The sequence below is a fragment of the Saccharopolyspora sp. NPDC045941 genome (genome assembly GCF_056431445.1).
Window position 1 is genome coordinate 44,636 of the sequence record NZ_JBWKKU010000015.1, and the last position, 22,976, is coordinate 67,611.

Annotated in this window: 23 protein-coding genes; 19 read left to right on the top strand and 4 right to left on the bottom strand. The window is 71.2% G+C overall.

Annotated elements, in window-relative coordinates:
* Positions 1–68 precede the first annotated feature (68 nt).
* Positions 69–674, top strand: a complete 606-nt coding sequence (gene pgsA / locus AC07FN_RS14445; RefSeq protein WP_478396050.1) for a phosphatidylinositol phosphate synthase — start codon at positions 69–71, stop codon at positions 672–674.
* Between the two features lie 92 nt (positions 675–766).
* Here the strand turns inward: pgsA and AC07FN_RS14450 are convergent, their stop codons facing one another.
* Positions 767–2,881 (bottom strand): elongation factor G-like protein EF-G2, encoded by a 2,115-nt coding sequence (locus tag AC07FN_RS14450; protein ID WP_478396051.1) that lies wholly within the window; start codon positions 2,879–2,881, stop codon positions 767–769.
* Between the two features lie 209 nt (positions 2,882–3,090).
* Between AC07FN_RS14450 and pdxS the strand changes: the two genes are divergently transcribed.
* Positions 3,091–4,008, top strand: a complete 918-nt coding sequence (pdxS, locus tag AC07FN_RS14455; RefSeq protein WP_478396052.1) for a pyridoxal 5'-phosphate synthase lyase subunit PdxS — start codon at positions 3,091–3,093, stop codon at positions 4,006–4,008.
* A gap of 42 nt (positions 4,009–4,050) precedes the next feature.
* Here the strand turns inward: pdxS and AC07FN_RS14460 are convergent, their stop codons facing one another.
* On the bottom strand, positions 4,051–4,623 hold the full coding sequence (locus AC07FN_RS14460) for a helix-turn-helix domain-containing protein (RefSeq protein ID WP_452617445.1): 573 nt from the start codon (positions 4,621–4,623) through the stop codon (positions 4,051–4,053).
* Positions 4,624–4,692: 69 nt separating this feature from the next.
* On the opposite strand from AC07FN_RS14460, the gene AC07FN_RS14465 reads away from it, so the two are divergent.
* The 13 genes from AC07FN_RS14465 (at position 4,693) to AC07FN_RS14525 (ending at position 17,382) form a co-directional block, all read left to right on the top strand.
* Complete coding sequence (locus AC07FN_RS14465; protein WP_452617446.1) at positions 4,693–5,400, top strand: AzlC family ABC transporter permease; 708 nt, start codon at positions 4,693–4,695, stop codon at positions 5,398–5,400.
* The gene (locus AC07FN_RS14470) at positions 5,397–5,708 is read left to right on the top strand and encodes an AzlD domain-containing protein (protein ID WP_358578540.1); all 312 of its coding nucleotides are present in this window, start codon (positions 5,397–5,399) and stop codon (positions 5,706–5,708) included. The genes AC07FN_RS14465 and AC07FN_RS14470 overlap by 4 nt, the downstream gene beginning before the upstream one ends.
* Positions 5,709–5,837: 129 nt before the next feature.
* Positions 5,838–6,506 (top strand): pyridoxal 5'-phosphate synthase glutaminase subunit PdxT, encoded by a 669-nt coding sequence (gene pdxT / locus AC07FN_RS14475; protein ID WP_478396053.1) that lies wholly within the window; start codon positions 5,838–5,840, stop codon positions 6,504–6,506.
* A gap of 15 nt (positions 6,507–6,521) precedes the next feature.
* Entirely contained in the window at positions 6,522–7,274 is a 753-nt protein-coding gene (locus AC07FN_RS14480; protein WP_452617448.1) for a YebC/PmpR family DNA-binding transcriptional regulator, read from the top strand.
* A 227-nt stretch (positions 7,275–7,501) separates the two neighbouring features.
* On the top strand, positions 7,502–7,969 hold the full coding sequence (locus tag AC07FN_RS14485) for a DUF4262 domain-containing protein (protein ID WP_235883461.1): 468 nt from the start codon (positions 7,502–7,504) through the stop codon (positions 7,967–7,969).
* Positions 7,970–8,092: 123 nt separating this feature from the next.
* On the top strand, positions 8,093–8,665 hold the full coding sequence (ruvC, locus tag AC07FN_RS14490; protein ID WP_452617449.1) for a crossover junction endodeoxyribonuclease RuvC: 573 nt from the start codon (positions 8,093–8,095) through the stop codon (positions 8,663–8,665).
* Between the two features lie 120 nt (positions 8,666–8,785).
* Complete coding sequence (gene ruvA, locus AC07FN_RS14495) at positions 8,786–9,385, top strand: Holliday junction branch migration protein RuvA (RefSeq protein WP_478396054.1); 600 nt, start codon at positions 8,786–8,788, stop codon at positions 9,383–9,385.
* 10 nt (positions 9,386–9,395) lie between these two features.
* Positions 9,396–10,466, top strand: a complete 1,071-nt coding sequence (ruvB, locus tag AC07FN_RS14500; RefSeq protein WP_478396055.1) for a Holliday junction branch migration DNA helicase RuvB — start codon at positions 9,396–9,398, stop codon at positions 10,464–10,466.
* Positions 10,467–10,793: 327 nt separating this feature from the next.
* On the top strand, positions 10,794–11,186 hold the full coding sequence (yajC, locus tag AC07FN_RS14505) for a preprotein translocase subunit YajC (RefSeq protein ID WP_478396056.1): 393 nt from the start codon (positions 10,794–10,796) through the stop codon (positions 11,184–11,186).
* Between the two features lie 375 nt (positions 11,187–11,561).
* Positions 11,562–13,121: a protein translocase subunit SecD gene (gene secD, locus AC07FN_RS14510; protein WP_478396057.1), complete on the top strand. Its 1,560-nt coding sequence runs from the start codon at positions 11,562–11,564 to the stop codon at positions 13,119–13,121.
* Positions 13,118–14,281: a protein translocase subunit SecF gene (secF, locus tag AC07FN_RS14515; protein WP_478396058.1), complete on the top strand. Its 1,164-nt coding sequence runs from the start codon at positions 13,118–13,120 to the stop codon at positions 14,279–14,281. The genes secD and secF overlap by 4 nt, the downstream gene beginning before the upstream one ends.
* Before the next feature lie 5 nt (positions 14,282–14,286).
* A complete protein-coding gene (locus AC07FN_RS14520; RefSeq protein WP_478396059.1) occupies positions 14,287–14,844 on the top strand; it encodes an adenine phosphoribosyltransferase in 558 nt (185 codons plus the stop codon).
* Positions 14,845–15,066: 222 nt separating this feature from the next.
* The gene (locus AC07FN_RS14525; RefSeq protein ID WP_452617456.1) at positions 15,067–17,382 is read left to right on the top strand and encodes a RelA/SpoT family protein; all 2,316 of its coding nucleotides are present in this window, start codon (positions 15,067–15,069) and stop codon (positions 17,380–17,382) included.
* Between the two features lie 136 nt (positions 17,383–17,518).
* Here AC07FN_RS14525 and AC07FN_RS14530 read toward each other — a convergent pair whose 3' ends face one another.
* The gene (locus AC07FN_RS14530; protein ID WP_478396060.1) at positions 17,519–18,355 is read right to left on the bottom strand and encodes a peptidylprolyl isomerase; all 837 of its coding nucleotides are present in this window, start codon (positions 18,353–18,355) and stop codon (positions 17,519–17,521) included.
* 184 nt (positions 18,356–18,539) lie between these two features.
* Here AC07FN_RS14530 and AC07FN_RS14535 point away from each other — a divergent pair, with 184 nt between their 5' ends.
* From AC07FN_RS14535 to AC07FN_RS14550, 4 genes are all read left to right on the top strand, one after another.
* On the top strand, positions 18,540–19,223 hold the full coding sequence (locus AC07FN_RS14535) for an MBL fold metallo-hydrolase (protein WP_358578562.1): 684 nt from the start codon (positions 18,540–18,542) through the stop codon (positions 19,221–19,223).
* Positions 19,224–19,243: 20 nt separating this feature from the next.
* Positions 19,244–20,512: a histidine--tRNA ligase gene (gene hisS / locus AC07FN_RS14540; protein WP_478396061.1), complete on the top strand. Its 1,269-nt coding sequence runs from the start codon at positions 19,244–19,246 to the stop codon at positions 20,510–20,512.
* Complete coding sequence (locus AC07FN_RS14545; RefSeq protein WP_478396062.1) at positions 20,509–21,144, top strand: hypothetical protein; 636 nt, start codon at positions 20,509–20,511, stop codon at positions 21,142–21,144. The genes hisS and AC07FN_RS14545 overlap by 4 nt, the downstream gene beginning before the upstream one ends.
* Before the next feature lie 219 nt (positions 21,145–21,363).
* Complete coding sequence (locus AC07FN_RS14550; protein ID WP_478396063.1) at positions 21,364–21,537, top strand: hypothetical protein; 174 nt, start codon at positions 21,364–21,366, stop codon at positions 21,535–21,537.
* Between the two features lie 33 nt (positions 21,538–21,570).
* Here AC07FN_RS14550 and AC07FN_RS14555 read toward each other — a convergent pair whose 3' ends face one another.
* Positions 21,571–22,797, bottom strand: coding sequence for a YibE/F family protein (locus AC07FN_RS14555; RefSeq protein WP_478396064.1), 1,227 nt, complete (start codon positions 22,795–22,797; stop codon positions 21,571–21,573).
* Between the last annotated feature and the right edge of the window lie 179 nt (positions 22,798–22,976).

Consider the following 22,976-nt stretch of genomic DNA (forward strand, 5'->3'; position numbering starts at 1 on the left):
CGATTGATCAGCTGCGGCTAATCTGCAGGAAACGACACTCGGTGCACAGGCGGCTGACACTTCACGCAATGCTCAACATCTTCGCGCGGGCTTCCATTTCGCGACTGACCGACCCGATCGGCGCGGGGTTGGTCCGCCTCGGGCTGTCGCCGAACGCGGTCACGGTGGCCGGCACGGTCGCCAGCGTCGGGGCGGCGATGTGGTTCTTCCCGCGCGGCCAGTTGTTCGTGGGCACCGTGGTGGTCGCGGTGTTCCTGCTCTTCGACATCCTCGACGGCGCGATGGCGCGGGCCGGCGGCAAGGCGACGCGGTTCGGCGGCGTGCTGGACGCGAGCTGCGACCGGCTGGTCGACGGCGCGCTGTTCGGCGCGCTGGTGTGGTGGGCGCTGGTCGTCGACGTGAACCACCTGCGCGGCCTGGCGCTGCTGATCTGCCTGGTGAGCGCCCAGGTGATCTCCTACGTGAAGGCGCGCGCGGAGGCCAACGGCCTCAGCGCCGACGGCGGCCTCGCGGAGCGAGCCGAGCGGTTCCTCGTGGTCCTGGTCGGCACCGGCCTGCACGGCCTGGGCGTGCCGTACGTCCTGGACGTCGCTGTCTGGCTGCTGGTGGCCCTGTCGCTGGTCACGATCGCCCAACGGCTGATCGCGGTGCACACCTCCTACCGCGACCGCTGACGCGCCCCCGCCGTCGGCGTTCCGCAATTTCAATGGAAATCGAAGGTCCGATTTCCATTGAAATTGCGGGACCGCGGGACCGGGCGCCCTGGTCACTTCTGCGGGATGAGGGACTCCGGCATCGGCTCGTAGCTCTCGAACTGCCGCGTGAAGGTCGCGCTGCCGGAGCTCAGCGACCGCACGTTCACCGTGTAGCGCACGAGCTCGCTCGCGGGCACGTGCGCGCGCACCACGGTCCACCCGCTGTCCTCCGGCTCCGTGCCGACGACCTTGCCGCGGCGGCTGGACAGGTCGCCCAGCACCGCCCCGAGGTGCTCGTCGGGAATGCGGACCGCGACCTCGTCGACCGGTTCCAGCGTGACCAGCCCCGCCTGCTCGGCGGCGGCCTTGAGCGCCAGTGCGCCCGCCGCCTGGAACGCCGCGTCGGAGGAGTCGACGCTGTGCGCCTTGCCGTCCACCAGCGTGACCCGCACGTCCACGAGCGGGGCGCCCTCGTTGATGCCCTTCTCGATCTGCGCCCGCACGCCCTTCTCCACGCTCGGGATGAACTGCCGCGGCACCGCGCCGCCGACCACGCGCTCGGTGAACTCGACGCCGGAACCGCGCGGCAGCGGCTCCACCTCGATGTCGCACACCGCGTACTGGCCGTGCCCGCCGGACTGCTTGACGTGCCGCCCGTGGCCCTTGGCGGGCTGGGCGAAGGTCTGCCGCAGGGGCACCCGCACCGGCACCGTGTCGACCTCGGCGCCGCCCTCGCGCAGGCGCTGCAGCACCACCTCCGCGTGCGCCTCGCCCATGCACCACAGCACCAGCTGGTGCGTCTCGCTGTCGCGTTCCAGCCGCAGGCTCGGGTCGGCGGCGATCAGCCGGTTGAGGTTGCGCGCCAGCGCGTCCTCGTCGCTGCGGGTGTGCGCGGTGACCGCGATCGGCAGCAGCGGTTCCGGCATCGGCCACGGCTTGAGCAGCAGCGGGTCGGACGGATCGGACAGCGTGTCGCCGGTCTCGGCCGAGCCGATCTTGGTCAGCGCGCACAGGTCGCCCGCGATGCAGTGCGACACCTCGCGCAGGTTCACGCCCAGCGGCGAGTAGAGGTGCGCGACCCGCTCGTCCTCGTCGTGGTCCGGGTGCCCGCGCTCCGCCATCCCGTGCCCGGAGACGTGCACCGGGCGCTCCGGGCGCATCGTGCCGGAGAACACCCGAGCCAGCGACACGCGGCCCACGTACGAGTCGACCGAGGTGTGCACGACCTCGGCCGCCAGCGGGCCCGCCGGGTCCGGGGTGAGCGGGTGCGGATCGCGGCCCTGCGGGTCGGTGAACTCCGGCAGCGGGTGCTCCAGCGGCGACGGGAAGCCGCGCCGGATGCCTTCGAGCACCTCGCGGATGCCGACCCCGGTCAGCCCGCACACCGGCAGCACCGGGTGCAGGCCGCCCTTCGCCACGGCCTTCTCCAGGTCGGCGATCAGCGTGTCCTCGTCGATCTGCTCGCCGTTGAGGTACCGGTCCATCAGCGACTCGTCCTCGCTCTCGGCGATGATCGCCTCGATGAGTTCGCCGCGCGGCCGGTCGATCTGCTCGCGCACCCGCGCATCGGCGGAGACGGTCCCGCCGAGCTCGTAGATCTGCTCGGTGAGCAGGCCGATCAGGCCGAAGAACTCGCCGTCGGAGTCGAAGTGCGGCAGGTACAGCGGCAGCACGCCCGAGCCGAACGCGTCCTGGCAGCTCAGCAGCGCGGTGTCGAAGTCGGCGCGCGGCTGGTCCAGCCGGGCGATGAGCACGGCTCGCGGCATGCCGACCGCGGCGCACTCCTGCCAGATCGCGCGGGTCGCGGCGTCGACGCCTTCGGTCGCCGAGACGACGAACAGGGCGGCGTCCGCCGCGCGCAGCCCGGCGCGCAGCTCGCCGACGAAGTCCGCGTAGCCGGGCGTGTCGATCAGGTTGATCTTGACGTCGCCGTGGTTCATCGGCGCGATGGCCAGGCCGATGGACCGCTGCTGCTCGATCGAGGCGGGCTCGTGGTCGCACACCGTGGTGCCCTCGGTGACCTTGCCCGATCTGGGAATCGTCGAGGTGGCGGCCAGCATCGCCTCGGCGAGCGTGGTCTTGCCGGCGGCCGACGGGCCGACCAGCACCACGTTGCGGATCTTCGCGGGATCTGAGGGGGCCGGTATCGCCGGCCCTCCTACTGTGCCGCTTTGCTTCGTGCCCATGAGTACCCCCTGCGAGCTCCCGGCGACCGACTGTGTCTCCGATCACACACCTCGCGTTCGGGTCGTGCAAGGCCGGTGGTCACCCGGCATGGGAGTGATGTCGCCGCTGGGCAAGTGGACTACCGGAAATCGCGGTTAGTGGACCGTGGAAATGGTCCAGTTCGGGAATAGCCTTGTCGCGGCAGAGCAGGACGACAGGAAGGCCGAAGGTGACTACCGTCGACGCCAAGGACACCGCCAACAACGCCCGGACCGGCACTGACGGGGTCAAGCGCGGCATGGCAGAAATGCTCAAGGGCGGCGTGATCATGGACGTGGTGACGCCCGAGCAGGCCAAGATCGCCGAGGCCGCGGGTGCGGTCGCGGTGATGGCGCTGGAGCGGGTGCCCGCCGACATCCGCGTCCAGGGCGGCGTGGCCCGGATGTCCGACCCGGACATGATCGAGGGCATCATCGACGCCGTCTCCATCCCGGTGATGGCCAAGGCACGCATCGGCCACTTCGTCGAGGCACAGGTCCTGCAGGCGCTGGGCGTGGACTACATCGACGAATCCGAGGTGCTCACCCCGGCCGACGAGGTCAACCACATCGACAAGTGGGCCTACACCGTGCCGTTCGTGTGCGGCGCGACCAACCTCGGCGAGGCGCTGCGGCGGATCTCCGAGGGCGCGGCGATGATCCGCTCCAAGGGCGAGGCCGGCACCGGCAACGTCGTGGAGGCGACCCGCCACATGCGGCAGATCCGCGCCGACATCCGGCGGCTGTCGGTGCTCGGCGAGGACGAGCTCTACGTCGCGGCGAAGGAGCTGCGCGCCCCGGTGCAGCTGGTCCAGGAGATCGCCAGGACCGGGAAGCTGCCGGTCGTGCTGTTCACCGCGGGCGGCATCGCGACCCCGGCGGACGCGGCGATGATGCGCCAGCTGGGCGCGGAGGGCGTCTTCGTCGGCTCAGGCATCTTCAAGTCCGGCGACCCGGCGAAGCGCGCCGAGGCGATCGTCAAGGCGACGACGTTCTACGACGACCCGGACGTGATCGCGAAGGTCTCCCGGGGCCTCGGCGAGGCGATGGTCGGCATCAACCTCGACGACCTCACCGAGCAGCAGCGCTACGCCCAGCGCGGCTGGTGACCCCGGCGCGGCCGGGGTGCCTCCGGGTGCCCCGGCCGCGCGTCAGGCGTGCTCCATGACGAGGACCGCTCGGGTGGCCGGTTCGAGGGCTTCGTACATGTGGGGCACGTCGCCGGAGAAGGAGATGTAGTCACCCACGCCGAGCTCCACCGGGTTCTCCTCCGGGCCTGCCAGCAGGCGTCCGGAGGTGAGGACGACGTGTTCCACCGATCCTGGGATGTGGGCGTCCGCGTGCCGGACCCCGCCCGGCTCCAGTTCGAGGACGTAGAGGTCGCGACGGGCCCCGGAGCGGCCGGAGGACAGCAGTGCCGCAGCGTAGGTCGACTGCTCCGAGCGCACGAGCGGGACCTGCCCGGCCCGCACGACCCGCACCTGCGGCGTCGGTGGGTCGACGAGGCGGCTGAAGGGCACGCCCAGTGCCACGCCCAGTGCCCAGAGCGTTTCCACGCTGGGGTTGCCGGTGCCGGATTCGAGCTGCGACAGGGTGGATTTCGCGATCCCGGCGCGCCGGGCGAGTTCGGTGAGGGTCAGCCCGGCGCGGTCGCGTTCGCGGCGCAGGGAGGCGGCGATGGTCTCCAGCGGCGGCGCGGCCGCCGTGTTCTCGGTCTCACTCATGCCTGTTCGCTCTGTCGGTCCTTGGATTCGGTTTGACGAACAACGCCCTTGGTGTTCAGGATAACGAACGTGAGTACGTTAGAGCGAACACGAGCGGGATTCTGGCGGGACGCGCTGGTGCGCGACGTGCTGTCGATGGCCCTGGCGATGGCCATCGTCGGCGCGTCGCTCGGCGCCATCGCGGTGAGCAAGGGCGTGCCGCTGTGGATGATCACGCTGATGGGCGCGGTCGTGTTCGCCGGCGGCTCGGAGTTCATGGTGGTCGGCCTGGTCACCGCGGGCGCCGCCCCGGTCACCGCGGTGCTCGGCGGCCTGATGCTCAACGCCCGGCACCTCCCGTTCGGCATGGCGGTCGGCGGCCTGCTGGACCGCGGCTGGCCGAGCCGGCTGATCGGCAGTCACCTGATGGTGGACGAATCCGTGGCGTTCGCGCTGGCGCAGGACACCACGGCGCAGAAGAAGCGCGCGTACTGGCTGACCGGCATCGCCCTGTACTGCGCCTGGGCCCCCTCGGTGTTCCTCGGCGGCCTGCTCGGCCAGAGCGTCGGCGATCCGGGGGCCTTCGGCCTGGATGCGGCGATGCCCGCGGCCCTGCTGGCCCTGATCATGCCGTCGCTGCGGGAGTTCCGGACCCTGCGGGCGGTCGCGGTGGGCGCGTTCGTGGCCTTGCTGACCACGCCGGTGCTGCCCGAGGGCCTGCCGGTGATGGCCGCGCTGGTCGGCCTCGCCGCCGCGCTGCCGTTGCCGAAGCGACTGGTGGGGGAGGAGGCCCGATGACTCTCGGCGTGATCTTCGCGCTGGCCGCCGGCACCTACGCCATGCGGCTGGCCGGCCCGCTGCTGCGCGGCCGGATCCAGATCTCGGAGCGGTTGGAGCAGCTGCTGTCGATCGCCGCGATCGTGCTGCTCGGCGCCTTCGTCGCCACCAGCACCGCCTTCGAGTCCGGCGGCTTCGCCGGCTGGGCCCGCTTCGCGGGCGTCGCGGTCGGCGGCGTGCTGGCCTGGCGGCGGGCGCCGTTCGTGTTGGTGGTGGCAGCCGCGGCGGCCACCACGGCCCTGCTGAGGCTCACCGGCCTGGCGGGGTAGGTCGCCGCAATTTCAATGGAAATCGGACCTTCGATTTCCATTGAAATTGCGGCAGTCAGGCTGCCGGGGGCCTGCGGGCCGCGCATCCCGGCCTTCGGTTGTGGACGGAAGTGCAGGAGAATCGGAACCGTGACGAAACCCGTGATCGGAGTCCTCGCTCTGCAAGGCGGCGTCGCCGAGCACCTGGCCGCGCTGGAGCGCAGCGGGGCCGATGCCCGGCCGGTTCGCCGAGCGGAGGAGCTGGCGGCGGTGCAGGGCATCGTGCTGCCGGGCGGCGAGTCGACCACCATGACCCGTCTGCTCGACACCTTCGAGCTCTACGAACCGCTGCGCGAACGCCTCGCAGCCGGTCTGCCCGCGTACGGCTCGTGCGCCGGGATGATCATGTTGTCCCGCGAGGTGCTCGACGAGGACCGGGAACTGCCGGCGGTCCGCCCGCTGGGCGCGCTGGACGTCGTCGTGCGGCGCAACGCCTTCGGCAGGCAGGTCGATTCCTTCGAAACGGACCTGGAATTCGCCGGCATCCCGGACGGCCCCGTGCACGCGGTGTTCATCCGCGCACCATGGGTGGAGAAGGTCGGTGACGATGTCGACGTGCTGGCCGCGGTACCCGACTCGGGGCCCGATGACCCGGACACCACCGGGCGGGATGCGGCCGCCGGTAGGATCGTCGCGGTTCAGCAGGGACCGGTGCTCGCCACCGCTTTCCACCCGGAGCTGGTCGGCGGGGACGAGCGCGTGCACCGCTATTTCGTACAGATCGTCCGCGCGCGGCTTGGTTCCACGGCGCAGGCGTAGAAAGACGGAGGAGAGATGAGCGGCCACTCCAAGTGGGCCACCACCAAGCACAAGAAGGCCGCCCTCGACGCCAAGCGCGGCAAGCTCTTCGCGAAGCTGATCAAGAACATCGAGGTTGCCGCTCGTACCGGTGGGGGCGATCCCGAGGGCAACCCGACCCTGTACGACGCCGTCCAGAAGGCGCGCAAGAACTCGGTCCCGATGGACAACATCGAGCGCGCCCGCAAGCGCGGCGCCGGGGAAGAGGCCGGCGGCGCCGACTGGCAGACGATCATGTACGAGGGCTACGGCCCCAACGGCGTCGCAGTGTTGGTGGAGTGCCTGACCGACAACCGCAACCGCGCCGCGGGCGAGGTGCGCACCGCGATGACCCGCAACGGCGGCTCGATGGCCGACGCGGGCTCGGTGTCCTACATGTTCAACCGCAAGGGTGTCGTGCTGCTGCCGAAGAACGGGCTCAGCGAGGACGACGTGCTCTCCGCGGTGCTGGAGGCAGGTGCCGAGGAGATCAACGACCTCGGTGACAGCTACGAGATCCTGGCCGACCCGACCGACCTGGTCGAGGTGCGCAAGGCGCTGCAGGCGGCGGGCATCGAGTACGACTCGGCGGAGTCGAACTTCCTGGCCTCGGTCAACGTCGAGCTCGACGCCGACGCGGCCCGCAAGATCTTCAAGCTGATCGACGCCCTCGAGGACTGCGACGACGTGCAGAACGTCTTCGCCAACTTCGACGTGTCGGACGCGGTGCTCGAAGAGGTCAACGCGTAACCGGTGCACAGCGGTGGCATCGCCACCGCCAGTGACCGATGGAGCGACCGGCCCCCATCAGCGGGGCCGGTCGCTTTTGCCGGCCCGGGGAGCCGCGGCCACGCGGCGTGCCCGGCCCGCTCCCGCCGGTGTCCACAGTGGCCGACGCCCGGGTGGCGGCGGGAGCGGATCTGCTCCGCAGGCAGAATGGCGCCGTGGTCGACACGGATGAGGCTCTGCGCAAGTGGATGGTGAACACCGCGGACAAGCACGGTGCCGCGGTGATGCACGTGGCGGGCGACGACAGCGGCGCGGCATACGCGTTCTCGGTCGGCGCGTGGCGGCGCTTCGGCAAGCCCGAGGTCGTCGTGATCGGTCTGCCCAAGGAGGTCGCGCACGCGGTGGTCAACACCTACGTGCAGCGGGTCGGCGGCGGCGAGCGGTTCCAGCCGGGTCAGCTCTACGACGGCTTCCTGCAGGGCTGCCCGGTCACCTTCGAGAAGGTCGCGCTGCAGCACTACCCGGAGTACCTGGGCAGTGCGTTCCTGGTCTACAACGGGCCGGACTTCCCGGCGGTGCAGCTGATCGCCTCCAGCCCGGACGACGGCAAGTTCCCGTGGCAGCCCGACGCGCCGGGCGGTTTCCGCGAGTACCAGCCGGTCCTGACCGACAGCGGCCTCCCGGAATCCTGGACGCCCGGGACCGACGGCCCCTGACCGGCGAGGACGCCGCGCGATCTGACCCGGTCGGGTGAGGCGCGTGCGTGTCGGTGTGGTCGCGGACTCCGGCGGTTCGATAGGGTTCGAACGAGTGTTCATCAGGCGGGAGCAGGTGGCGTCGTGCGCGTGCTGGGAGTCGACCCCGGGCTGACCCGCTGCGGCCTCGGCGTGGTCGACGGCGGCCGCGGCCGCGAGGTCGCCTGCATCGCGGTCGGCGTGGCGCGCACCCCGCCGGAGGACGAGCTATCCAGCCGGCTGCTGGCGGTGTCCGAAGTGGTGGAGCAGTGGATCGACGCGCACCGCCCCGAGGTGGTGGCGATCGAGCGGGTCTTCAGCCAGCACAACGTGCGCACAGTGATGGGCACGGCGCAGGTCTCGGGCATCGTGGCGCTGGCGGCCGCCCGCCGCAAGCTGCCGGTCGCCTTCCACACGCCCAGCGAGGTCAAGGCCGCCGTCAGCGGTTCCGGCCGCGCCGACAAGCGCCAGGTCACCATGATGATCACCAAGATCCTCGGACTGGCCGAAGCGCCCAAGCCGGCCGACGCCGCCGACGCGCTGGCGCTCGCGGTCTGCCACATCTGGCGCGCCCCGATGGCGGCCCGGCTCGCCGAGGCGGAGGCCAGGGCGGCCGAGCTCGCCCGGAACCACCGCGCCAGGCTGAAGGCCGCTGCGCAAGCCAACCGAAGATCGTGATGTCGTCCCCGAAGCGGCGAAGCCGCTCGGCCCACGTGCGCAAGGTGACCACCGGCGGCGTTCCGCCGAGCGACCACCCGCGCAGAACTAGCCCATGAACAGGTTTGGAGGGATTTCCCGATGATCTCCACGGTCCGGGGTCCGGTGCTGTCCATCGGGCTGGACCACGCCGTGATCGAAGTCGGCGGCGTGGGCATGGCGGTGCACGCCACCCCGGTGACGCTGGCCGCCCTGCGCCGCGGCGAGGAAGCGCGGCTGTGGACGTCGCTGATCGTGCGCGAGGACTCGCTGACGCTCTACGGCTTCGCCGACGCCGAGGCCCGAGACCTCTTCGTGCTGCTGCAGACGGCCTCCGGGGTCGGCCCGCGGCTCGCGCTGGCCACGCTCGCGGTGCTCGCGCCCGGCCAGCTCTGCCACGCGCTGGCCGACGGCAACCTGACGGTGCTCACCCAGGTGCCCGGCATCGGCAAGAAGAGCGCCGAGCGGCTGATCCTGGAGCTGCGCGACAAGGTCGGCGTGGTGGCCGGGACCGCGGCCGGGCCGGCGGCCTCGGCGGATCGCGGCCGGGTGCGGTCCGAGGTCTCCGAAGCGCTGGTGGGGCTGGGCTTCTCGGCCAAGCAGGCCGAGCAGAGCGTCGAAGCGGTGCTGGCCGCCGGCAACGGTGACCTGGACACCTCGGCGGTGCTGCGCAAGGCGCTGGCCACGCTGGGCCCGAAGTGAGGCCGGCCTGATGCACGAGGACAACGACGAATGGCCGCCGTCCGCTGACGGCGTCGCCCTGACCCCGCAGCAGGACCTGGGCGATCAGGACGTCGAGACGACGCTGCGCCCGCGCAAGCTGAGCGAGTTCGTGGGCCAGTCCCGCGTGCGCGAGCAGCTGGAGCTGGTCCTGCACGGCGCGCTCAAGCGCGGCGAACAGCCCGACCACGTGCTGTTCTCCGGCCCGCCCGGGCTGGGCAAGACCAGCCTGTCGATGATCATGGCGACGGAGCTGGGCGCCTCGATCCGGGTCACCTCCGGGCCGGCGCTGGAACGCCCCGGCGACCTCGCGGCGATGCTGTCCAACCTCGCCGAAGGTGACGTGCTGTTCATCGACGAGATCCACCGGATCGCCCGGCCCGCCGAGGAGATGCTCTACCTGGCGATGGAGGACTACCGGGTGGACATCGTGGTCGGCAAGGGACCGGGGGCGACCAGCATCCCGCTGGAGCTGGCCCCGTTCACGCTGGTCGGGGCCACCACCCGGTCCGGCGCGCTGACCGGGCCGCTGCGCGACCGGTTCGGCTTCACCGCGCACATGGAGTTCTACTCCGCCGCGGAGCTGGAGCTGGTGGTGCGCCGCTCGGCCGGGATCCTGGGCGTGGACCTGCGCGACGATGGGGCGACCGAGATCGCCCGCCGGTCCCGGGGCACGCCGCGGATCGCCAACCGGCTGCTGCGGCGGGTCCGCGACTTCGCGGAGGTGCGCGCCGACGGCGTGGTCGACCGCGAGATCGCGCGCGCCGCGCTGGCCGTCTACGACGTCGACGAGATGGGCCTGGACCGGCTGGACCGGGCGGTGCTCACCGCGCTGATCAAGTCGTTCCACGGCGGCCCGGTGGGGGTTTCGACGCTGGCGGTCGCGGTCGGCGAGGAGCCGAGCACGGTCGAGGAGGTCTGCGAGCCCTACCTGGTGCGCGCGGGCATGATCGCCCGCACCCCGCGCGGCCGGGTCGCGACGGTCGCCGCGTGGCAGCACGTGGGCCTCACGCCGCCGCAGCATGCGCCCGGCGAGGCGCAGACCGACTTCTTCGCCGAGTGATCCAATAGTGACAAATCGCCGATACTGTGTGCGTCGCCCAGCCATCGGCTCGCAGCCGGGGCGCTGGTCCGTGCTTGCGGCGTGACGTTATCCTCCTCACGTCCCGCTCGGTGGTGGTGAACCGCGCGAGGCGGCACCGCCGGACGGGTGGTGTGCCGCGCGGCAGGCACGAACCGCGCCCCGCGCGAGAGCGGGGAGACTCTCCTGGTTCCCAGCGGGAGAGGACGTCGACCCGAGTTGACCTGGCACACTGGGGCAGAACATCCGAACAATTCGGGCGCAGTACTGCGAGGGCTGGGCCCCGAAGCGTCCGCTGAACGGAGCACGATGGACCTCCAATCCCTGATTCTTCCGCTGCTGATCGTCCTGCTGGCGGTGCCGCTGTTCCTGCAGGCCCGCAAGCAGAAGCGCGCCGTGGCCGAGCAGCAGAAGCTGCAGAACTCGATCGAGCCGGGCGACAAGGTGATGACCACCTCCGGTGTGTTCGGCAAGGTCGTCGCCACCAGCGACGACACCATCGACCTGGAGCTCGCCCCGGGCATGACCACCACCTGGGTGCGCGCCGCGGTCCGCGAGAAGGTCGCCACCGACAGCGCCCCGGCCGCCGAGGCGGTCGAGTCGACCGAGTCGGCGAAGACCGAGGAGGCCCCGGCCGAGGCCGAGGTCCCGGAGTCGAAGGCCGAGATCGCCGAGCCGATCGAGAAGCAGAAGACCAACTGACAGCAGGCGCAACGCCTCCCCCGGGCGCCGCAGGGCGCCCGGCGGGCGGGTTCGCCGCAGCCAGGTCGTGACGCGGGCACCGGGTTTCCGGGCCCGCGTCCGTGCGTAGTCGTCGATCAACGCACGGTCGCCACCCGGATCGCCGGAGCCTGTGCCCGGCCTGTCAGACTGGACCGAAGGAATTCGGCGATCCGCCGCCCGTTGGTGGCGAAGATCGCCAACAGATCGCGCCGATCGGGGAACCTGGCGAGCCCGGCTGTAGGTTGGCGTCGAGCGGGCGGAACCGCTCGTCACAGCTTGCGCAGTTCGGTAGGCGACGCCTACGCGAACCGACCGCGCACCCGATACGGACCGTGGACAGGAGACTGACGCACCGTGGCACCTCCGGCCGGGCAGATTCGCCCAGGGCGTTATCTGGCGATCTTCGCGCTGATCGTCGTGGGGCTGTACGCACTGGTGTTCTTCACCGGTGACGGCAAGCCGACGCCGAAGCTCGGGATCGACCTGCAGGGCGGCACCCGCGTGACGCTGACGGCCCGCACGCCGGACGGTCAGCCGCCCACCAACGAGGCGCTGAACCAGGCGCGGCAGATCATCGAGACCCGCGTCAACGGCATGGGCATCAGCGGTTCCGAGGTGACCCGGGACGGCAACAACCTGGTGATCACCGTGCCGGGCGAGGGCGGCGAGGAAGCCAAGCAGCTGGGGCAGACCGCCGAGCTGAACTTCCGCAAGGTCGTCAACGCGGTGCCCGCGGCGCAGCCGCCGGCGGGAACCACCCCGCAGGCCGCGCAGCAGCAGGGCCCTGGCGACCAGCAGAAGGCCATCGACGAGGCGAAGGCGCTCCGGCAGAGCACCGACCCGAACGTCCAGATGCAGGCGCTGCAGACGCTGAACTGCACCGCGGACGACCCGCTGCGCGGCAACGACGACCCGAAGCTGCCGCTGGTGACCTGCGACCGCGAGGGCCAGCAGAAGTACCTGCTGGAGCCGGTGTTCCTGCCCGGCAAGGAGATCGCGAACTCGCAGGCCGTGCCGCCGCAGCCGCAGGGCGGGCAGCCGGGCTGGACGGTGTCGCTGGACTTCAAGAGCGAAGGCGCCAAGGTCTGGGCCGACTTCACCTCCGCCAACGTCGGCCAGCAGGCCGCGTTCGTGCTGGACACCGAGGTGGTGTCGGCGCCGCAGATCCAGCAGGCGCTGCTGGGCGGCAACGCCAGCATCAACGGGCAGTTCAACCAGGAGAGCGCCACCGACCTGGCCAACATCCTCAAGTACGGCTCGCTGCCGCTGGCCTTCGACCAGTCCGAGGCCGAGACGGTCTCCGCGAGCCTCGGCGTGGCCTCGCTGGAGGCCGGCCTGATCGCCGGTGGCATCGGCCTGATCCTGGTCGCGGTGTACTGCCTGCTCTACTACCGGCTGCTGGGCATCCTGACCGTCCTGTCGCTGGTGCTCTCCGGCGGCGTGGTCTACGGCGTGCTGGTGCTGCTCGGCCGCTGGGTCGGCTTCACCCTCGACCTGGCGGGCATCGCCGGTTTCATCGTCGCGATCGGCATCACCGCCGACTCGTTCATCGTGTTCTTCGAACGGCTCAAGGACGAGATCCGCGAGGGCCGCACGTTCCGCTCGGCGGTGCCGCGCGCCTGGACGCGGGCCCGGCGCACGATCCTGTCCGCCGACGCGGTCAGCTTCCTGGCCGCCGCCGTGCTGTACGTGCTCGCCGTCGGCCAGGTGAAGGGCTTCGCCTTCACCCTCGGCATGTCGACGGTGCTGGACCTGGTCGTGGTCTTCCTCGTCACGCACCCGCTGGTGGTGCTCGCCTCGAAGAACAAGTTCCTGTCCAAGCCCTCGGTCTCCGGCCTGGGGGCGGTGCAACGACTCGGTGACCAGAACCGGGCCGCCCGCAAGGCCGCCGCGACCACCGCCAAGGAGGCGTGAAGGTGACGACTCCAGGAACCGAAGGCGCACGGCGCGAAAGCGTCTTTCAGCGCCTCTACACCGGTACCGGGGCCTTCGACATCATCGGCAAGCGCGCCCGGTGGTACATCTCGCTGGGCCTGCTCGTGCTCGTGTGCCTCGGCGCCATCGGGTTCAAGGGCTTCAACCTCGGCATCGACTTCGAGGGCGGCACCAAGCTCCAGCTGCCCGCCGTCGGCGCCCAGGGCCCGATCCAGACCGACCAGGTGCAGAACGCGTTCCAGGACGCGTTGGGTCACCCGGCCGAGACGGTGCAGATCGTCGGGGCCGGGGCCAACACGAGCATCCAGATCCGCTCCTCTGCGCTGACCCCGGACCAGGTGGCGGCCGTCAAGCAGTCGCTGTTCACCCAGGTGCAGCCGCTGGACGCGCAGGGCAACCCGAGCCAGCAGGTGATCAGCGACAGCGCGGTCAGCGGCACCTGGGGCGGCGAGATCACCCAGCAGGCGCTGATCGCACTGGGCGTGTTCCTGGTGCTGGTCACGATCTTCCTGGCGTTCTACTTCGAGAAGTGGATGGCGGTGGCGGCGCTGATCGCGCTGTTCCACGACGTCCTGGTGACCGCGGGCATCTACTCGCTGGTCGGCTTCGAGGTCACGCCGAGCACCGTCATCGGCCTGCTGACCATCCTCGGGTTCTCGCTGTACGACACGGTGGTGGTCTTCGACAAGGTCAAGGAGAACACCCGCGGCCTGCTCGGGCTGACCCGTCGCACCTACGGCGAGGCGGCGAACCTGGCGGTCAACCAGACCCTGATGCGCTCGATCAACACCTCGGTGATCGCGCTGCTGCCGGTGATCGGGCTGCTCGTGGTGGGCGCCGGGCTGCTCGGCGTCGGCGTGCTGCAGGACCTGGCGCTGGTGCAGATGGTCGGCATGATCGCCGGCGTCGTGTCGTCGATCTTCCTGGCCACGCCGCTGCTGGTGGACTTCAAGATGCGCGACCCGAAGTACCGCGAGCACGCGGCGAAGGTGCGGCAGCGCCGTGAGCGCGCCGCCGCCAAGGCAGCGGGCGAGGACGTCCCGGCCGAGCCGAAGCACGCGGTCGCGGCGGGCACGGGCCCGCGTGGTGGGCGTCCCGGCACCAAGGCCGGCCGCCCGTCCGGGAAACGGCGGCGTTGACCGCGATGGACGAGACGGCCATTTCCGTGCAGGTGACCGATGCGACCGATCATGCGCTCCGGCAGGCGGTCGAGCTGATCCGCGAGGTGCCGGACTTCCCCGAGCCGGGAGTCCTGTTCCGCGACATCAGCCCGCTGCTCGCCGACGGCTCCGGGCTCAACGCCGTGGTGTCGGCGCTGGGCCGGGACATCGAGTTCGACGTGGTGGCCGGCGTGGAGGCGCGTGGCTTCCTGGTCGGCGCGGCGGTCGCGCAGGAGTTCGGCACGGGCGTGATCGGGCTCCGCAAGCCCGGCAAGCTGCCGGTGGTGGCGGACCGGGTCGACTACACGCTGGAGTACGGCCACGCCACGCTCGAACTCCCGGCGGACACGCTTCGTGCCGGTCAGCGGGTGCTGATCGTGGACGACGTCTTGGCCACCGGCGGGACCCTGGGCGCGGCTTGCCGCCTGGTCCGGCAGGCCGGTGCGGAGGTCGCGGCGGCGGCCGTCGTGCTCGAACTCACAGCCCTCGAAGGCCGCGACAAGATCATGGGCGAATCCGTCCGGGCCCTGCTGCAGGCCTGATCCGACGAGGTGAGCGCCGCCCGCGACCCGGTCACCGGGACGCGGGCGGCGCTCTCGTCGCTGATCGGTGCGGCTGAAGTTCTCTCGTCCTTCACCTGCGCCAGGTGACCGCTGGGCGTATCACACCCATACCTGGGAAGGTCCGTCGCTCGGATGGCGTTATTCTCAGTGTCCGGGTCCCCCGGACCTGGGACGAGAGCAATACGAGCCCGGGAGCGTGCGGTGAGCCAACACGTCGAATCTCCTGCATCGGCAGCCGACCCGGCTGCCGAGCCGCGGGCGGCCTCTGCGACGCGTCGCGTCCGCGCCCGGCTGGCCAGGAGGATCACGGCGCAGCGGGCCGCCGCGGTCAAGCAGGTGCTGGAGCCGCTGGCGACGGTGCACCGGGAGCTGCACCCCCAGGCCGACCTCGCGCTGCTGCAGCGCGCCTACGACGTCGCCGAGGAGAAGCACCGCAGTCAGCGGCGCAAGTCCGGCGACCCGTACATCACGCATCCGCTGGCGGTCGCGACGATCCTCGCCGAGCTCGGCATGGACACCACCACCCTGGTCGCCGGCCTGCTGCACGACACCGTCGAGGACACCGACTACTCGTTGGAGAAGCTCGGCGCCGAGTTCGGCGACGAGGTGGCGCACCTGGTCGACGGGGTCACCAAGCTGGACAAGGTCAAGCTGGGCGCCGCCGCCGAGGCCGAGACCATCCGCAAGATGATCATCGCGATGGCCCGCGACCCGCGGGTGCTGGTGATCAAGCTCGCCGACCGGCTGCACAACATGCGCACCATGCGCTTCCTGCCGCCGGAGAAGCAGGCCCGCAAGGCGCGGGAGACCCTTGAGGTCCTGGCGCCGCTGGCGCACCGGCTGGGCATGGCCACCATCAAGTGGGAGCTGGAGGACCTGGCGTTCGCCATCCTGCAGCCCAAGAAGTACGACGAGATCGTGCGCCTGGTGGCCAACCGCGCGCCGTCCCGCGACACCTACCTGCGCACCGTCATCGACGAGCTGTCGCACCAGCTCGACACCGCCCGGCTGGCCGCGAAGGTGCAGGGCCGCCCCAAGCACTACTACTCCATCCACCAGAAGATGATCGTGCGGGGCCGCGACTTCGACGACATCCACGACCTGGTGGGCGTGCGGATCCTGGTCGACGAGGTCCGCGACTGCTACGCGGCGATGGGCGTGGTGCACGCGCTGTGGCAGCCGATGCCCGGCCGCTTCAAGGACTACATCGCGCAGCCCCGGTTCGGGGTCTACCAGTCGCTGCACACCACGGTGATCGGCCCGGAGGGCAAGCCGCTGGAGGTGCAGATCCGCACCCACGAGATGCACCGCACGGCCGAGTACGGCATCGCGGCGCACTGGCGGTACAAGGAGACCAAGGGGCGCAACGGCGCCGCGCAGTCGGCCGTCGAGGTCGACGAGATGGCGTGGATGCGGCAGCTGCTCGACTGGCAGCGGGAGGCCGCGGACCCCGGCGAGTTCCTGGAGTCGCTGCGCTACGACCTGGCGACCAGGGAGATCTTCGTCTTCACGCCGAAGGGCGACGTGATCACGCTGCCGTCGGGCTCGACCCCGGTGGACTTCGCCTACGCGGTGCACACCGAGGTGGGCCACCGCTGCATCGGCGCCCGCGTCAACGGCCGGCTGGTGGCGCTGGAGCGCAAGCTGGAGAACGGCGAGGTCGTCGAGATCTTCACCTCCAAGGCGGAGGGATCCGGCCCGAGCCGCGACTGGCTGTCGTTTGTGGCCTCGCCGCGGGCCAAGGCGAAGATCAAGCAGTGGTTCGCCAAGGAGCGCCGCGAGGAGGCGATCGAGTCCGGCAAGGAGCTGATCGCCAAGGAGATCCGGCGGCTGGGCCTGCCGTTGCAGCGTTTCGTGTCGGCGGAAACGCTCGGCGCGGTGGCCCGCGAACTGCACTACGTGGACGTCACCGGCCTGTACGCGGCGGTGGGGGAGAAGCAGCTCTCGGCGCAGCACCTGGTGCAGCGCCTCGTGGCGTTCATCGGCGGCCCGGAGCAGGCGGCCGACGAGATCGCGGAGCGGTCGACGCCGTCGACGTTGCGCGGCAAGCGCCGCAGCAGCGGCGACTCCGGCGTCGTGGTCAAGGACGCCGGGGACGTGTGGGCGAAGCTGGCGCGCTGCTGCACGCCGGTCCCGGGCGACGAGATCCTCGGCTTCGTGACCCGCGGCGGGTGGGTCAGCGTGCACCGCACGGACTGCACCAACGCCGACGACCTGCGCCGCACGCCCGAACGGCTGGTCGAGGTGCACTGGGCGCCGTCGGCGTCGTCGGTGTTCCTGGTCGCGATCCAGGTGGAGGCCCTGGACCGGCACCGGCTGCTCTCCGACGTGACGAAGGTGCTGGCGGACGAGCGGGTGAACATCCTGTCGGCGTCGGTGACCACGTCGAAGGACCGGGTGGCGGTGAGCCGCTTCTCCTTCGAGATGGGCGACCCGAAGCACCTGGGCCACGTCCTCAAGGCGGTCCGCAACATCGAGGGCGTCTACGACGTCTACCGCGTGACCTCCGCGGCCTGACGGCGTTTCCGCTGCTCAGGGCCCGTGAGTACGTTTGGTCGCAAAGCGCTCGCGGACGCTGGCCCGGCCGGACGGCCGCCATTTGCGCAGCAAAAAGGAGCGCCACCCGAAGGCGGCGCCCCTTCTCGCGTTCGCGTCAGGCCTGGACGTCGACCGACTCGAACTTGACCTCCTGCTTCGGGTGGCCGCCGCCCGGCGACGGCTCGAACGCGCCGTCGTGGCCCGCGCGGGCGATGCCGTCGATGACCTTCAGGCCATCCTCCGAGATCGTGCCGAACACGGTGTAGTCCGGCGACAGCGGAGCCTCGCCGAAGACCATGAAGAACTGGCTCCCGTTGGTGTTCGGGCCCGCGTTGGCCATCGCGAGGTAGCCGCGCCCGTACTGCAACTCCGGGAACGTCTCGTCGTCGAAGCTGTAGCCCGGGCCGCCGGAACCCTTGCCGGTCGGGTCACCGCACTGCAGCATCTGCAGGCCCTCGGTGCCGATCCGGTGGCACGCGGTCCCGTTGTAGTAGCCCTGCTTGGACAGGCTGATGAAGCTGTTCACGGTGCACGGCGCCAGCGCGCGGTCGAGCGTCAGCGGGATCGCGCCCTGGCTGGTGTTGATGGTGGCCTGCACGGTGCCCTTGGAGGACACCTCGCCGTTGGCCGGCGGCTGCACGGGCTTGCTCGGCCCCTTGCTGTCCGGCCGGTACTGGCAGGACACCGGATCCGCCAGCGGCGTCGGCCGGGCCGGCGGCGGCGCGAGCTCGGCGGGGATCTGGACCTCCGGCTGCGCCTGCGGCGGCTGCTGCTGGGCGGTGTCGTCGCCGGTGCGGGTGAAGTAGAAGACGCCCACCACGACCGCGATGACCACGACGATCGTCGCGCCGATGGTGATCATCCGGCGTCGCTTGGCCTGCTCCGCCCGGCGCTGCAGTTGGCGTTCGAGCTTCCGCTTGGCCGCCTGGCGACGTTGCTCGTTGCTGGGCACCTGCTCCCTCCCCGGATTCGGTGAACCTGATGTTGTTCCGGGGAGTTTATGGGGTCGGTCGCGGACCGTTCCTGAGAGCCTGCGCATCGTGCCTGCCGCGCGCGAAGGCGCACGTGGGCGGGACGATAACCTTGGGGGACCGACCCGCCCCATCGGGTGTCGCCGCAACGAAAGGTCGCGCTTCGTGCTTGTCCTCGGGTTCCCGGTAGGACCGCTGCAGGCGAACTGCTACGTGCTCGCGCGCGGGGAAGGCGAGCCCTGCGTCGTCGTGGATCCCGGCCAGGACGCCGTGGCGCCGCTGGACGAACAGCTGCGCAAGCACCGCCTCGCGCCTGCCGCCGTGCTGCTCACCCACGGGCACTTCGACCACGTCTTCTCCGCCGGCGAGGTCTGCGCCGCGCACGACGTGCCCGCCTACGTCCACCCGGCCGACCGGTTCATGCTCGCCGACCCGGGCGCCGCGCTCGGCCCGGCTGGGCGGCAGCTCTTCGGCGACGGCCCGGTGATGGACGCGCCCGCCGACGTCCGAGACCTCGCCGACGGTGACGTGCTGGAGCTCGCCGGGCTGCGCTTCGACGTCACGCACACCCCGGGCCATACCGGCGGATCGGTGCTGTTCGGCGTCGGGACCGACGAGGGTGGGCGGCTGCTGCTGTCCGGCGACACCCTCTTCGCCGGCGCCATCGGGCGCACCGATCTGCCCGGCGGCGACCACGGCCGGATGCTCGAGTCGCTGAGCACCAAGGTGCTGCCGCTGGACGACGAGATCGTCGTGCTGCCGGGCCACGGACCGACCACCACCATCGGGCGCGAGCGCGCGGGCAACCCGTTCCTGCAGGGCCTGCCGGCTTCCGACGCCATTTCCTGACGAGGACTGAACCACCACTCATGAGCACGTTCACCGCACCCAAGGGCATCCCCGAGTACTACCCGCCGGAGTCGGCGGGCTTCCTGGCGGTCCGCGACACCCTGTCCGACGCCGCGCGCCGCGCCGGCTACGGCTACATCGAGCTGCCGGTGTTCGAGGACACCACCCTGTTCGCCCGCGGCGTCGGGGAGTCCACCGACGTCGTCAGCAAGGAGATGTACACCTTCGCCGACCGCGGCGGCCGGTCCGTGACGTTGCGCCCGGAGGGCACGGCGGGCGTGATGCGCTCGGTCATCGAGCACGGCTTGGACCGCGGCCAGCTGCCGGTGAAGCTCTACTACAGCGGCGCGTTCTTCCGCTACGAGCGGCCGCAGGCCGGGCGGTACCGGCAACTGCAGCAGGTCGGCGTGGAGGCGATCGGGGTCGACGACCCGGCGCTGGACGCCGAGGTCATCGCGATCGCCGACGAGGGCTACCGGCGGCTGGGGCTCAGCGGGCACCGCATCGAGATCACCTCGCTGGGCGACAACACCTGCCGCCCCGCCTACCGGGCGAAGCTGCAGGAGTTCCTGCGCGGGCTGCCGCTGGACGAGGAGACCCGGCGCCGCGCCGAGCTCAACCCGCTGCGGGTTCTCGACGACAAGCGGCCGGAGGTGCGGGAACTCGTCGCCGACGCCCCCTTGATGGTCGACCACCTCTCGGCGGAGTCGGAGGAGCACTACGAGCAGGTCAAGGCGCACCTGCTCGACCTCGGCGTGGCGTTCGTGGAGAACCCCCGCCTGGTGCGCGGCCTCGACTACTACACCAAGACCACCTTCGAGTTCGTCCACGATGGACTCGGCGCGCAGTCCGGCATCGGCGGCGGCGGCCGCTACGACGGCCTGATGGCCGAACTCGGCGGCCAGGAGTACTCCGGCGTCGGCTTCGGGCTCGGCGTCGACCGGACCCTGCTGGCCTGCCAGGCAGAGGGGCTGCAGGTCGGCGACCAGGCGCGCTGCGACGTGTACTGCGTGCCGATGGGCGAGACCGCCAAGCGCCGCTTGGTGGCGGCCGCGGGCGGGCTGCGAGCGGCCGGGGTCCGCGTCGACGTGGCCTACGGAGGCAAGGGCCTCAAGGGCGCGATGAAGGCCGCCGACCGCTCGGGCGCCCGGTTCGCGCTGGTCCTCGGGGAGCGGGACCTCGAAGCCGGCACCGCGCAGCTGAAGGAGCTGGCCAGCGGCGAACAGCGCGCGGTGTCGCTGGAATCGCTGGAGGCCGAGGTCCGGGACGCGGTCGCGGAGCCGAGATGACCGAAGCAGAGGCGGTTCCGCTGGATCTGCTGGACCGCAAGACGGTCCGGGCGCGGGCTCGCAACGTCGCGATCGCCGCGCTGATCGTCGCCGCCGCGATGGGCGGCATCGTGAGCCTGTTCGCGGGGCCCACGGGCTTCGCGATCACCGCGGCGATCGTGGGAATCTCCTTGCTGCTGCTGGCTTTCGCGGAGTCCCGCAAGACCATCGAGCTGCGCAGCGGCGAGCTGGTGGCCCGCGCGATGGGCACCCGCGTGGTCGACGTGAAGAACGCGGATCGGTTCGACCTGTTCGTCACCGACCTGCGCGGCGCCCGGACGGTCAACCTGCTGGTCGGCGGCCCGCCCAAGGGCAAGGCGATCAGCGTGTCGCTGGCGCTCTACGCGGGCACCGGCGGCCGGGAGCTCGGGATCTACGCGCTGCGCAGGCTGGCGGACACGCTGGCCGGCTCGGCCGACACCCGGGCCCTGGTGCTGTCGCAGCTGATCGTGGCCCAGCTGCGAGCGGAGGCGCGTGGCGACGCGGCCCCGGACCGCCCGCTGTACCGGCTGGCATCGGTCGCGCCGGTGGGCAGGATGGCGCAGCGGCTGCATCCCGACGCGGTCGCGAGGTTCGTCGCCGCACTGGGCTAGGAGCGCGGCTCACCGACTGCTCAGGTCCGCAATTTCACTGAGGTTTTCCAACCTCGCTTTGCGTGGCGGTGCGGGTGGCGGGCTCTCAGAGGCTCCCTGGTCTGTGGGTGCCCCTCCTGATGTATGTCCAATACACGGCGGAGGGGCCGTCCTCGCCGAGGGAACCCCGGAGGGGTGGGCATCGTGAACCCGCGGCGGTGCCAGTGTCGTAGGTGGGCTATGCGCCTGCGGCGCCCCATCGACGTGCAGCTTTGCGGCCCGCGGCTGCGGGCCGACCAGGATGAAAAACGCTCACTCGAAACGCGGACCACCGGAGTGCCGGGGCCCGACACACCGGAGCCTGTGGACAACTTCCGCAATTTCAATGGAAATCGGACCTTCGATTTCCATTGAAATTGCGGACCACCGAGGCTGAGGGCGGACGGTTCAGCGGCCGGGTCTGAGGTGCGGTGGCCGTCGGCGCACCGTCGGGGTTTCCGCGCTGGTGGCGGCCGCTCGCCCCACGCGGTCCGCGACCGAGCTCCCGCTGCGGCCCGAGCTCTTCGCGGGCTCCCGGACCGCCACCGCGGCGGCGATCGCCGTGGTGATCGGCACCGCGGCGACCAGACCGATGCTGCCGACCAGCGTGCGCACGACCTCCTGCGCCACCGCCTGCGAACTCACCACCTCGCCGAAGGTCCGGCCGGAGAGCGTGTACGCCAGCAGCAGCGGCAGGGCCGCGCCCGCATAGGCCAGGACCAGCGTGTTCACCGCCGACGACACGTGGTCGCGGCCAATCCGCTGGCCCGCCTTGTAGAGCTGCCGCCAGGACAACGAGGGGTTGGCCTTGCGCAGCTCCCACACCGCGCTGGTCTGGGTGACGGTCACGTCGTCGAGCACGCCGAGCGCGCCGATCACGATCCCGGCCAGCAGCAGGCCGCGCGCATCGATCGGCGTGCCGAGCACTCCCATCAGGCTCGACGTGTCCTCGTCCAGCCCGGTCAGGCTGGTGGCCGCCGAGAAGACCACGCTGAGCAGGCCGATCAGGGCGAGGCTCAGCAGGGTGCCGAGCACCGCGGTCGAGGTCCGCGCGGAGAAGCCGTGCGTCAGGTAGAGCACCACGAACATGATCAGCCCGGCCCCGACGACCGCCACCAGCAGCGGGTCCTCGCCGGCGAGGATGGCGGGCAGCACGAAGCCGATCAGCACGACGAAGCTCAGTCCGAGCGCGACCAGCGCGGCGACGCCCTGCCAGCGGCCGAGCACGATCACCGCGGCGGCGAACACGAGGGCCAGGACCAGCAGCGGCGTGCCGCGCTGGAAGTCGACGACCTGGTAGGACGTCGGGTCGTCGGGGTTGGCCCCGGCGTAGCTGAGCACCACGTGGTCGCCGACGGCGAATCGCGGCGTGCCGGGGTCCGTCGGCACCGTCTGCTCGATCGTCCGGTCGGCGCGCGGCCCGTCCTGCATCTGGACCCCGAGCACCACGCAGCCGCTCTCGTCGGGCGAGCCCTGGGTGCACGAGCCCGCGGCGGCGGAGACGATGACGGCGTTGACCGGGTACTGGCCGAAGCCGAGGTCGGCGCCGGTGCGCTGCTGGTGGTCGAACGGGTAGAGCAGCAGGAAACCGACGACGGCGGCCAGCGCGAACGGCGCCAGCGCGATCGCGAGCACCCGCTTGACCTGTCTGGACGCCGGTTCGGCGGGGCCGTGGCCGTGCCCATGGCCGTGACCGTGCCCGGTCGCGGGGCCGTCGTCCCGTCGAGGGTCTGGGTCTGCGCGGCGAGCGCCCGGCGGCCGGTCCGCGGCCGGTCGGGCGGGCGGTTGGGCCTGGTCGGCGGCGCGACGGTGGC